At 55.5% G+C, this 11700-nt stretch carries 11 protein-coding genes and 1 pseudogene; 7 read left to right on the forward strand and 5 right to left on the reverse strand.

Annotated elements, in window-relative coordinates:
* Positions 1-15 precede the first annotated feature (15 nt).
* From AC53L6_RS08885 to AC53L6_RS08895, 3 genes are read left to right on the forward strand one after another with little or no spacing between them, the layout of a single operon-like run.
* The gene (locus AC53L6_RS08885) at positions 16-465 is read left to right on the forward strand and encodes a hypothetical protein (RefSeq protein WP_299700090.1); all 450 of its coding nucleotides are present in this window, start codon (positions 16-18) and stop codon (positions 463-465) included.
* Positions 466-485: 20 nt separating this feature from the next.
* Positions 486-878 carry a hypothetical protein gene (locus tag AC53L6_RS08890; RefSeq protein WP_496907597.1) on the forward strand — a complete coding sequence of 131 codons (393 nt, stop codon included), beginning with the start codon at positions 486-488 and terminating at the stop codon, positions 876-878.
* Positions 878-1435 carry a hypothetical protein gene (locus AC53L6_RS08895; RefSeq protein WP_299596296.1) on the forward strand — a complete coding sequence of 186 codons (558 nt, stop codon included), beginning with the start codon at positions 878-880 and terminating at the stop codon, positions 1433-1435. The genes AC53L6_RS08890 and AC53L6_RS08895 overlap by 1 nt, the downstream gene beginning before the upstream one ends.
* On the opposite strand, the gene AC53L6_RS08900 is transcribed toward AC53L6_RS08895, so the two are convergent.
* Both AC53L6_RS08900 and AC53L6_RS08905 read right to left on the reverse strand, forming a co-directional pair.
* The gene (locus AC53L6_RS08900) at positions 1432-3168 is read right to left on the reverse strand and encodes a hypothetical protein (protein ID WP_496907598.1); all 1737 of its coding nucleotides are present in this window, start codon (positions 3166-3168) and stop codon (positions 1432-1434) included. The two genes, AC53L6_RS08895 and AC53L6_RS08900, sit on opposite strands and share 4 nt — an antisense overlap.
* 116 nt (positions 3169-3284) lie before the next feature.
* Complete coding sequence (locus AC53L6_RS08905) at positions 3285-5279, reverse strand: caspase family protein (RefSeq protein ID WP_496907599.1); 1995 nt, start codon at positions 5277-5279, stop codon at positions 3285-3287.
* A gap of 282 nt (positions 5280-5561) precedes the next feature.
* Here AC53L6_RS08905 and AC53L6_RS08910 point away from each other — a divergent pair, with 282 nt between their 5' ends.
* Complete coding sequence (locus AC53L6_RS08910) at positions 5562-6455, forward strand: radical SAM protein (protein ID WP_496908067.1); 894 nt, start codon at positions 5562-5564, stop codon at positions 6453-6455.
* A gap of 286 nt (positions 6456-6741) precedes the next feature.
* On the opposite strand, the gene AC53L6_RS08915 is transcribed toward AC53L6_RS08910, so the two are convergent.
* Positions 6742-6993: a hypothetical protein gene (locus tag AC53L6_RS08915; protein WP_496907600.1), complete on the reverse strand. Its 252-nt coding sequence runs from the start codon at positions 6991-6993 to the stop codon at positions 6742-6744.
* Positions 6994-7514: 521 nt separating this feature from the next.
* On the opposite strand from AC53L6_RS08915, the pseudogene AC53L6_RS08920 reads away from it, so the two are divergent.
* From AC53L6_RS08920 to AC53L6_RS08930, 3 genes and pseudogenes are all read left to right on the forward strand, one after another.
* Positions 7515-7740: pseudogene (locus AC53L6_RS08920) on the forward strand (IS110 family transposase); the annotation flags it as partial.
* 243 nt (positions 7741-7983) lie between these two features.
* Complete coding sequence (locus AC53L6_RS08925; protein ID WP_496908068.1) at positions 7984-8973, forward strand: sugar phosphate isomerase/epimerase family protein; 990 nt, start codon at positions 7984-7986, stop codon at positions 8971-8973.
* On the forward strand, positions 8970-9815 hold the full coding sequence (locus tag AC53L6_RS08930; protein ID WP_496907601.1) for a PfkB family carbohydrate kinase: 846 nt from the start codon (positions 8970-8972) through the stop codon (positions 9813-9815). The genes AC53L6_RS08925 and AC53L6_RS08930 overlap by 4 nt, the downstream gene beginning before the upstream one ends.
* Here the strand turns inward: AC53L6_RS08930 and AC53L6_RS08935 are convergent.
* Complete coding sequence (locus AC53L6_RS08935) at positions 9800-10642, reverse strand: amidohydrolase family protein (protein WP_496907602.1); 843 nt, start codon at positions 10640-10642, stop codon at positions 9800-9802. The genes AC53L6_RS08930 and AC53L6_RS08935 overlap by 16 nt on opposite strands.
* Positions 10639-11667 (reverse strand): aldo/keto reductase, encoded by a 1029-nt coding sequence (locus AC53L6_RS08940; RefSeq protein WP_496907603.1) that lies wholly within the window; start codon positions 11665-11667, stop codon positions 10639-10641. Before AC53L6_RS08940 ends, AC53L6_RS08935 begins: the two co-directional genes overlap by 4 nt.
* Positions 11668-11700: the final 33 nt, after the last annotated feature.

Here is an 11700-nt window from a genome sequence, read left to right on the forward strand (position 1 = left end):
GAACAAGGATTCCGGATGGTTTGGAGCAAGTTCAAGCAGGCAATTTCTGCAGGTCGTCAGGCGGTTGATGCCTCTTTGACTGGTGACTCATCAGTGCAGGAACCGTACAAAATCAGCTGGGCGCTGATACACTTGGATGATACCAAGACTGCCGAACACAACCTGAACGATCACCAAGCCATTTGCGAGCGATCTGGATTTCGCAGTCTGGTCATTTCAAACACGTTTCCACCGATTTTGATCAATCGTCCGGAGGTGATTTTTGAGTATGTGCCCTTGGACATGCGCTCAAGCTTGGATGAGGGCGCAGGGACGGCGACATCAGAAGAGTATTTGATGGCCCGCTTGGATCACATCACGCAGTTTTGGCAGGTTGTCGGATGTACATGGCATGGCAACCGCTCCACCGAAATCAGGTCGATTGCAGCCAAACGGCACGGGCCGGATTCTGTCTTTGCAGCCTGAAGTTGATATTCGTGTTTTGATTGGCGGCCGGTTTCTGCTATAATCTCGGCATTGAATTTTTAGGTTGTATTGAAATGGCCCAGATCACCCGCCTAGCTCTTTTTTGGCGCGCTTTTTTCTTATCATTGATTTTCGGATCAACCGCGGCAAGTGCGGACGAAACTGAAAACCGACTATGGCAAAACACGGTGTCTCAAAACACGCCGAGTGCATATTTCAACTACCTCAGCAGCTACCCGGCAGGTGTATTTGTCGAGCAGGCTGTCAACGCGCTGGTTAATCTGGGTTGCGTGAACGAGCGTGGGATAGACATTTCATGCCGCGAAGCTCTTGGCACCGACAGATCAATCGGGAACGAAAGTGTTGATAACGGCGGCCAACGCGCTCAATCCGGTGGTGGGGGCCTCTACTAATGACCGTACTTCTACGTTCCTTTTATGCCGGATGTGCGGCTCTCGTGTTGACGGGATGTAATGCGATACCAAACGAAGAAGGTTTGTATCTGATTGAAAAACCAGAAGGGGGTGTATCGTCCGTTCGAACCTCCAAATCGATCACTCAGATTGCCGCTGCTTTTCAAGCTGCCGGCTTCGGTGACGTTGCAATTATTGACGGTGGTTCAACCGTAGAGGCCAGCACCCGATCAGAAAAAATGGTCAATTGCGGGACAATCGCGCAGGTTGCTCTTGGAAAGAGGGCGACTTTTCCTGGGTCGGCGCCTCTCGCCGCGGTCATCTACAATGAAGAGCTTTTTGTTCGCTTAGTTAGCACAAGGTCGACTGTGCGCGTTCAGATGGGGCAGGGTGACCTCTATTCGATCTCGGAAGATCATAGGGTGACGCTTGAATACCAGACGCCCGATGGAACCTCTTTGTTTCGCCAGACGAAATCCTTTGACCAGCAGCAAGGTGCTGCATTTGCTGATGGCGTCACCTGCGAGAGTGCAGGCGCAGCAAGAGCTGTTCTTTAGGGTAAGCGCCCCCAGACAGCATCCGCTGTCCGGATCAGAGCTGTGGCAGTATCCTCGTCCAACTTGTCTGCGGCTTCCAGAAATGCTTGCTTGCGCGCAATTCTTGGCTTCAGAAACCTTAACCATTCGGCATCCCTTTTTGGCCAAGTTTGGATTTTGCCATTCCCAAGAAGGGTTTCGAGGGCGCCCAGGTAAGCGTCGCGGTAAGGGCCATCGCTGGCGAACACAATTGCATTGTCCGACAGAACGCCTGAGTTGAAATCGCATTCGGCGAAAAGTGCCGCTTCTTTCCTGGATTTGGGCTGACGGCGCTCCCCTAGATGCTTTGGAAGGACGGCGTACGGCATCTGGTCCGGTGCATCCAGAAACGTCCGAACTGCCCCAAACCGTATGCCGGAGTGAATGATCTGGCTTGTCAATTGGCAGTAACAGGAATACCCGATCACGCGGCCGTCTGTGCACAAATTGGGATCGGGGACATGCTTTTCCATCTCGGTCGTCGGTTGAACCGCTTTGTCAAAGACAAAACAGTATCCATCGATGTCCAAAGACTTGATCTTGTCCGCCGGAACCGTTGGGTAGTCACAGGCCCGCCGGGCAGGGCGGTTTTTGTCTTCGAAAACACCATCCGCACGCAAGTGTTCAATTTTTCCGAAGGCGTGCGGGTTGCCCAAGGCATCGGCGGCCCGAAAATACCAATCCGCCATCTCTCTTGACGCAGACGCTTGGCACGCGCGCAGATAGGTCAGCCCGGTATTGTGAAACGCTGAAGGGTGGTCGAGAGTCCGAGCGACATCAAATAGCGGGCGAGCAACCTCGGCGTTATGGGCATCAGGTGCTGCCATCATAGTCAAGTACCCAATCGCATCATGTCGACTTGCCGCAGGGGTTGCCGACAGCAAATCCGCGTCGACCAGCCATTGAGACTGAACAGTATCGAACTCCGCAATCGGGAAATTCAGGTCCGCACGGATGCAGTCGCCCATCTTGAGCAGGTCGTCTTCCAACCAATCCCATCTCCACGGTCCATCGGTTCCAGCCAGCCCATAACGCGGTGCGACGTCATGCGACCAGAGCTCCGACAGCCACCCATAATCATTGACGCACCTCGGGTCCTGCAACTGCTTCTGCGCGTGGTGGAGCAACCCGAGACGAGCGCCGTACAAAACCCAATGCCCATTAGGCGCATGCCGCCCAAGTGTGCACCAAACACCCAAAATGCGGGCAACGCTGGCCCGTTGCCAACCATCCAGTGACAGCCTGTCGACCTCTTCAATAGCCAACTGATATAGGAATACGGCCTCTCGGTATCCTGCACGAAAACCGTGCAACGCAGTCCGCGCAGGATCGGTGTAGGCGCCGCGTTCGGGACGAGTGATCTGGCCCGAGCGACCAGGAAGCACGCCGCCAATGTCATGGTCCATCGACACCTTTTCATCCGGTGCCGCCTCATGCGTTTGCATTTCCTGCAAAAGCCTGGTCGGCCAAAGCTTGACGGAACCGTTACCGCTCCATAGTCCATTGACCTGATTTCTGCTGAGCCAATCAAAGCGAAACAAATCATGCATCAGCGCCGTCGGCACAGTCGCCTTCAACAGGCGCGGATCGAGTCGTGTATCGGCGTCAACCGTCACCAGCCATTGTCCGTCAACGGCGTTCGCTGCCGCCTTGTGACACGCATCCAGCCCTTTCACGCCATGGACACGCTTTGCAGTTGGAACTTTTGACTTCAAGTCCCTCCAATTCCAATCTGCCCACGGCTCATCATAGGACAAAAAAACGAACGGCACGTTGCCTAACTGACAGGTCTCCTCGTCCTGGCAGGTCTGTGCGATGGGCGTGTGTTGGATCATTCGCTGACAAGGTTGAAGTCAAGCAGACCGTACTGCTCTATCCAGTCAGCGGCCATCTGCTCTCCGCTCTCGATTTGCTGAGACGACATCTCGCCTATAATTGACGCAATGCGCACCTCAGCATCGTTCAACTGTTTGATCGAGTCACGTGTGTCCCGCAATAACGCCCCGTCCCGTGCGATGATGTAATTGGCATAGGCCTCGGGAAGATTGGGTTGGCGGTTCCGAGTTCCGGTGCGCAGGATACTGCCGATGTAATTGTGGGCTCCTACGAAGTTTCTTTGCGCTGACAAACGGAAGTAAGAAAGGGCCTTTTCGAGATCCTTCTCAACTCCGTTGCCCTTTTGAAAGGCCTTGCCGAGTTCCAATGCCGCAAAGGGGTTTCCTTCTTCGCTTGCTCTGGCTAGCCAACGGATGCCGGTTCTGGTGTCCCTCTGAACGCCCTTGCCAGCCATGTAAGCCCTTCCAATAAGGTTCATAGCGTCTGAGCTGCCAAGCGTTGCTGCAGTTCGGTAGAACTCCAGAGCGGTTTCATCACTCTTCGACACACCAAGACCCTTGCGATATGTGCCACCGTAGGCGACGTAGGCTGGTGCATAGCCCGCATCCAAGGACAGCCTCATCCAACGTCTGGCCTCGGGGAACGACTGTTGCCGTCCCCAGCCTTCGCGGTAGTAGACACCCAAAAGCAGCCGGGCAGGGGCCGATCCCAGGAGCGCGGCCTCTTGAACAGATTCAAAGGCTTTCTCGTTGTCTGGTTCAACTCCCATACCCAGCCGATAGGCTGTTGCGATGCCGGTATACGCCGTCGGGTTCCCACGCGCTGCGGCAAGTTCATAGTAGTGCAGCGACTCTTCAAACCGTTCATCCAGATTAAGAACCCGGGCCAGCAATCCAAGAAGCCTCGCATTCGTAGCGTCGTCTCGAACTGCCTCAACACAAGCCCGCATCGCCGCGCGCGTATTGACCAAGTCATGAGGTACAGGTTCGACTAAGGCCAAAGGATCCCCAATCCCGGTCGCGAGGATGTCGCATGCTGTAATCTGAACCAGAAGCCCGCCGGGCACATCCTCATCTGCGTCTCTGACACGCAGATCCAGCAGCGGAAAACTTGGTGTTCCTTCAGCGCTCACAAGGGTCAGTTGCCGCTGAGCCACTTCAGCCAATGTGTCCTCGGGGAAAAGCGACGCAAACTGCTCGAAATCTCTGGGATCCGCACTGTCCACAACGGTCAACCATGCGGTGGTCGACAGCGTTATATCGCGGTCGGACACAAGCTGCGCCAATGCCTCGGCATCTTCCGCAAACCGTGGGCGCAGAGTGATAGCCTCCTTGGAATTGTCAACATACCAAGGGGTTTGAGCGCCCCCTGTGGCCAACCGAACCCGCGCGCGAACCAGCCTTAAAACGTCTCGGAATTCAGTTTCCGCACTTTTGAGCGCCGTCACCAACGCAGCAGTGTAAGGGCTGTTGCCATATGCGCCGTCAAATGCAACTGCGCCAGGTGCGGTTGAATACGCCACGATAGTGTTGTCAGGCGCATCAAACAACGCGAGGCCAACGCCAATTGCTTCCTCGTTTGGGAAAGGGGAGTCGCGGCACGCATCCAAGATGACAACCAGCGACTGTGTGTCAAAATCGTTCAGTGTCTTGATCAGATCGTTCACGGATATCGCGTTGCGCTGCAGAAAATCAGCCCCGGCCGGCACCAGATCTGAAGGCAGTGCATAGTTCTTCCCACCAACTTGCAACCCATGACCGGCAAAGTAGAAAAGGCCAAGCTCTGCGCCCTGATGCTCTCGTCCAATCTGATCGACAGTCTCTTCAATTTTGGCCTTGGTCGCGTTCTCCAAATAATAGACGTCAAAGCCCATGTCGTTCAGCGATGCCGCAATAGCGCGAGAGTCATTCACAGCGTTGCTGAGCGAAGGTATTGCACGGCTTTCATATTCGCCCACACCCAAAACAAGTGCCCAACGACCGTCAGCCAACGCAGGACCTGCCGTGAGGCAGAGAAGAGCGAGGCAAAACCTTGCTCGCACACAGAAAGCGATAATCAACTTCACACTTGGACTTACGGTCATCATCACACCGGCCCTCTAAATGATTTGGATAAAAACAGTGAAAGCTTGGGTCCTTCGCCGATTTGAGTCAAGTTGTACGAAACTGTGCGCTGCAAAGGCAGAGGGTTTAACTTGGACGACAACGGTGCGACTTACGTATCTTTTGAGCACACAAACGCAGTTCATGCCCGGACCGTGCTTGTTGACTGGATGCTTGGAAATGCGTGCAGCTATGCCTGTTCTTACTGTCCAAAGTCTCTACATGACGGCACGGTGCGGTGGCAAAACCCGGATGACGTGGTCGACTTTTACGACCGGCTTCAAATCCACTACGTTACACACCGCGATCGACGTGTCTGGCTACAATTCACTGGGGGAGAGCCAACCATGCACCCTCAGATCGTGCGTATCCTGGAAGAGGCGAGTGCACGTGGGTTTTCAGTAAGTTTGATTTCCAATGCATCTCGGACACATCGGTTCTGGACTAAGATCAAACCGCACCTGAACGCCGTTATTCTGACGTACCATAGCGAATTCGTAGATTTTGATCACTTCAAAGGCGTTGGCGAGATTTTGGTTCCCGATGTACCCATGCACATCAACATCACCATGAAGCCTGCAGAATTTGGCAAAATCCATGTAGACGCCCTCGAACTTCGCCGGGCGTTTCCCGACGCAACAATATCGCTCAAACCGCTCCGGGTCGATTTTGCAACCGAGCTCTACGAGTATTCCGACGCACAAATGGCGATCATGGACGCTGGTTTGCTGGGCGGCTCAGGACATCCCGATACGTTGCCCAGAGCCACGATGACAGGAAGAACCGCTGACGGCAATCGGAAGCGTCTGCGTGCAAATGAAATCATTTTGCGCAATCTGAACCGGCTCAAGGGTTACCGGTGCAACGCGGGACTCGAATCTCTGCGTATCAATGCATCCGGCCAAGTTTTTCGCGCGACCTGTGGCGTAGGAGGATCGATCGGGACGTTGGGCGAAACGTTCGAACTTCCATACGTACCTATTTCTTGTACGGCCCATAAATGTGGATGCACCGCTGATATATTGATCACCAAGTCGCGCGCTGAGCAGTTCGTGCGCAGGTGATACGTCATTGAGTGTCAAGTTTGAGCAAAACGCGTTCATTCTGAGTTTCTGGCGTGGGGTGTTACGCGCTAGAGGCCCTTAAAGATTTTTACATAATATTGATTATACGTTTTGTGAATGTGCCAGAATGCATGAGGCTCCCAAGCCAAAGAAACCAATCACATAGCAAAATCTGAATTTTCGAGCTTCCACGCCAAGCGCATGAATTACGACACCCAGCACTCGCGACGATCCCAGTCTTAATCTCCATCACCCTATGGCAAAGACCAAGCAAGCTTGCGAATTCCTAGTCCAACTCTGATGCCGCATTGGCGTCCGGATCGCGTTTGAAATCAGCATCTTGGTCAACGAGGCCACCGATTTTTTGCTGCGGGCATTGTTCCAAAACCCGTCCCATGCTGGGTTTGAAACATGACACGAGTAAATTTCGCGCTTCTGCTTCGACGCTCCGCTCGTTCGCAGCCGCCTGTTCTTCAAGTGCACAAAAGTCTTCTTTAGAGAGGCCCGTAGAAGCAGCTTTCTCATGTAGTGTCTCCAATCTGATACGCCTACTCTGCTTTGGACTTTTCTTTTTTTACAGCGCCCTGCAGTCCGTACTTATTCTAAAACAACGATGTCTGTGTCTGGACAGACAACATGATGAGATTACTTCAATCAGCAATGCTGGATCGGAAACTCTCCTGTAGAGCGGCTTCACAATTATTAGGAGCTTGCTGTCATTCTCAATTTAGCGTGTCTGCTCAATCAGAGCTCTGAGTGTCTTTGTCAGTTTGTTTGGAGATACCGTTTCTTTGATAAGTTGAAGCCCCCTGCCCCGATAGTCATTTTCTGCTTCTGCTTCTGCTTCTGCTTCTGCTTCTGCTTCTGGCTTCGCAGTCGCAAGTCCGACCTAAAGCCACCGTCCAGCTGACGTTTCAGATGCTGTGGCTGTAGCCTGCCTTGCAGACCTTCGCCGCGCTTGCAAAATCTTGGGTTAGTCCAACTTATGGATTGCGGGACTTCGCTGCTGTTTGCTGCGGCTGCGCCAAAGTCAGGTTTCGGCATTCGTTTCGTCCCAATGGGATCATCGAAGGACGACATGTCAAACTCCCCGAACTTGCCGAGGATATTCTGCGCGTTCTCAGCCGGCAACTGATCGACCTGCACAACCGGCTTGGCTGGTACGAGATCACGATGCGAATCTAGCGCTCGCCTTTGCCGGCAGGCGCAGCTGCTGCAGACAATTCCTGCGGTTGGGTCTGTCGCGGCATCGGCTGTCGTGGCGACGATTGGCTTAGGTCACCGTGCTGTTGTCGCAGGTTCCGGCGTTTCTGGCATGATTTTCACCCTGTCGATCCTGAACTTGGTCAGATGTATAAGCACGCCGAAACGAATTCTGCGTTGCTGCGCTGATCAACAGATGCAAGTTCGCTGTTTCGAAGTGCCACATGCAGACGCAAATGCGCCTTTACAGAGCATGGACCAAACGAACTCGCCATCCCGCTGCCCGTATTGTGATTTCAACGCAGGACACCGTATCCTTGTCCGTATGAAAAATCAAAGTCACTCGCCGAGATACGCCGCACGCCTGAACGCTTTCAAGATCGGGGCCAACGACTATTGGCACCAGAAAAACACCGTGACCACGGCCGACCTGCTTTCACGCGCAGCCACCGCGGGCTTGACGGCCGCTGACCTGAATTTCCCAGATCACTTTGTAGATGACACACCTGCGGAGCTCAGCCTGGCACTGCAGGATAACGGGATGGTATTGAACGGTGTCGCCATGCGGTACTACACCGACCACCGTTACAAGCTGGGCGCCTTTACCAACCCAGATGCGTCCGTGCGTCAGGCCGCGATCGACGAAACCAAGCGGGGTTTGGATGCGCTCAGCAAGATGGGCGGCACCCTGATGACCCTCTGGATGGGGCAAGATGGGTTCGATTATTCGTTTCAAATGGACTATGCACGCGCCTGGGATGCAACACTTGAGGCCATGGCCGAAGTGGCCGACCACAATCCCGCCATCGATATCGCACTTGAATACAAACCCAACGAGCCCCGGGCCTTTGCCTTGATGCCGGATGCGGCAACGACCCTTTTGGCACTGAGCGAACTGAACAGACCCAACACCGGCGTTACGTTGGACTTTGCGCACGTGCTTTATGCTGATGAAATGCCGGCCTACGCTGCCGCTCTTGTCGGTCGGTATTCACGCATCCTGGGCGTTCATCTGAACGATGGCTACGGAAAATGGGACAACGGTCTGATGGTTGGTGCCGTCCACCCGATTCAGACGGTCGAGTTGCTGGTTGAACTCGAGCGCGCGGGATATGATGGTGCGATCTACTTTGACACGTTTCCCGACCATTCCGGCCTGGATCCAGTTGCCGAAGCCCGCACGAATATCGAAGTGGTCGAGCGGTTGCGCGGAGTGGCCGCCCGTCTTGTCTCAGATTCAGAGCTGCAACGCGCAATCGCAAAACAAGACGCACCCACGGCAATGCGTCTTGTGCATGCAGCGATGCTGCCGTGAGTGTTTTTGTTGCCGGTTCGCTGCATCTTGACGTGGTGCTGCGCGCACCGGATTTGCCCCGGCTGGACGAGACGGTGACTGGCTCGGCCGTGACCTATGTGTTTGGCGGCAAAGGTGGGAATCAGGCCGTGGCCGCGTCCCGCATGGGGGCCGATGTGGATTTTGCCGGCCGCATTGGCAGTGACCGCTTCGGAGACATGATCCGGGACGCACTAGTGGCCGCCGGTGTCAATATCGACCAGGTCCAGGTGGACGGGGGTGCCAGCGGCATGAGCGCTGCCATCGTCAATGACGATGGAGACTATGGCGCCGTCATCGTCTCGGCGGCCAATCTGCGCATTGATCCCGAAGCCATCACACTCCCGGACGGCACGAAGCTGGTGCTCCTCCAAAATGAAATTCCCGAAGCGGTGAACTTGGCCGTGGCGCGGCAGGCGGTGCAACAGGGCGTCCCGGCATGGCTCAACGCAGCCCCCGCACGGACGTTGTCGCCCTCACTGACGGACGCGATCGATCTGCTGATCGTGAATCAGGTCGAAGCCGAATTCTACGCCGGAGCAAGGTCAGACACGCGTGTGATACGGACGTTAGGCGCAGGTGGGGTTTCGTTCCATGGCACCACCTACCCCGCCCACGCGGTCAATGTGATCTCGACCCATGGCGCAGGTGACATGTTCGTGGGCGCATTGGCGGCACAAGCCGCGGTTGGCACATCCATGACTGACGCCATCGCGTTTGCTCAAGCGGCAGCCGCGCTGCATGTTTCGAAACCGGTTTATCAACGCAACAGCATCACGCCGGACAAAGTCCAAACGTTCCAAGCGGATCAACTCAACTGGTAGAACCGCGCCGCTGTTCCGCCAAAAATCCAAGCGCGGTCAACGTTTGACAAATGCGCGGTCAGCTCCTGCGCGATGTCGTGCCAGGCATCATACTCGGCTTGTAACCGACACACGGGCCAGTCCGATCCCCACATCACCCGCTCGGGTCCGAATGCCTTTAGGATATGGTGGGCAAAGGGGCGGATGTCCTCAATCCCCCACCCATCGTCAGCTTCAGTCACGAGGGCCGAAAACTTGACACAAGCGGCGGTCCGGTCGGCCAACTTGGTCATCCCATCCGCCCATTCGGCAAAAGCATCCCGGCCCGCTTGCTGGTCACGGATCTGAGGCTTCATGCAGTGGTCATAGACAACCCGCATCTCTGGATACTGTGTCACCAAAGTCGTGAAATTCGAAATGTGTTGTGGAAACCCAAGCGCGTCAAACGTCAGGTCCAGATCGATCAGCGCGCGGTAGGCCCATTGCACGTCCTCTCGCAACATCCAGTTCACATCCGGGATGTCCTGGATCATCGGGCGCACGCCACAAAATTTCGGGTGTGATGCCAGCCGTGTCAAATGATGCAGATGGCTGTGATCCTCAAAGTTGATCCAGCCGACCACGCCCTTGATCCAAGGCGTAGCGTCGGCAAGGCCCAACATGTATTCGGTTTCTTCCACGCTGGCCGCAGCCTGCACGATGACAGTGCCGTCAATGCCCAGGTGATCAACATGCGGCGCGAGGTCCCGAGGGGCATAGGCGCGGTTCAGCGTCGCATTGTCCTTGGGCATCCAATCGTAGTCACCGCGCGCTGGTTGCCAAAGGTGATGATGGGCATCGATCTTCACGTGGGCGCGTCCTCGCGCATCAGGCCTTCGGACTTCAAGTCGGCCCAAAGCGCCGACGGGATGTCCGCGCATGCGGCTGCCAGATTGCTCTCCATTTCTGAAACTCCCTGGCCGCCGGGGATGACCGTGACATGCGCGGGGTGCAACAGCGGGAACTGGAACGCTGCATCGACCAACCGGACGTTATGGGCTTGGCAGACCCGTTCAATCGCGGTCACACGGTCGATGACGTCCTGTGGCGCAGGATCGTAGTTGTACCACGCCCCCTTGCAGGCGCCGGTGGCGAGAATGCCGGAGTTGTACGGTCCGCCAGTTACAATCCCGATCCCGCGCGACTCGCAAAGCGGCAGAAAACTGTCGAGCGCCGTCTGTTCAAGCAGCGTATAGCGCCCCGCCAACAGGAAGAGGTCAAAATCCCCGCGCTCGGCCAGCGTCTGGCACACTTCCCACTCGTTGATCCCGCCCCCGATCGCTGTGATCAGCCCTTGATCGCGCAGCGACACCATCGCGTCATAGCCGCGCCCGCCAAAGAACTCTTCGATCCGCATGTCCGAGGCCTCTTTGGAGCCATGGGTAAAGATACAAAGGTCGTGAACATAAAGGATGTCGATCCGATCTACGCCAAGGCGCGAAAACGAATGCTCGAAAGAGCGCATGACACCATCGTAAGAATAGTCATAGTGCTCGCGCCGCATTGGAACATCGAACCATTTTCCACCCCCTGTCCGGTATTCGGGCGCGCAAGGTTTGATCAGCCGCCCGACCTTGGTCGACAGCACATAATCATTGCGCGGTTTGCCACGCAGAAACGGGTTCAGTCGGGTTTCGGACAGCCCCAGCCCGTACAGCGGCGCGGTGTCAAAATACCGCACACCATTGTTCCAGGCAGCATCGAGGGTCGCACGCGCGTCATCGTCGCTGATCGCCTTGTACAGATTGCCCAGCGGCGCAGTCCCGAACCCCAGTTCGGTAAACGTCAGACCCCCGTTGTTCATGCGGTCCCAATGTCGCGTCTTCAGATCCATGACCATCTCCCCATCCTGCCATTCTGACCTTAG

This window comes from Tateyamaria sp. LSS28 (assembly GCF_059611725.1).

Excerpts from the sequence above, each read along its gene's own strand:
- AC53L6_RS08940 (WP_496907603.1), bottom strand. The coding sequence starts at position 11,667 with ATGGATCTGAAGACGCGACATTGGGACCGCATGAACAACGGGGGTCTG.
- AC53L6_RS08885 (WP_299700090.1), top strand. The coding sequence starts at position 16 with ATGGTTTGGAGCAAGTTCAAGCAGGCAATTTCTGCAGGTCGTCAGGCG.
- AC53L6_RS08910 (WP_496908067.1), top strand. The coding sequence starts at position 5,562 with ATGCTTGGAAATGCGTGCAGCTATGCCTGTTCTTACTGTCCAAAGTCT.
- AC53L6_RS08925 (WP_496908068.1), top strand. The coding sequence starts at position 7,984 with ATGAAAAATCAAAGTCACTCGCCGAGATACGCCGCACGCCTGAACGCT.
- AC53L6_RS08895 (WP_299596296.1), top strand. The coding sequence starts at position 878 with ATGACCGTACTTCTACGTTCCTTTTATGCCGGATGTGCGGCTCTCGTG.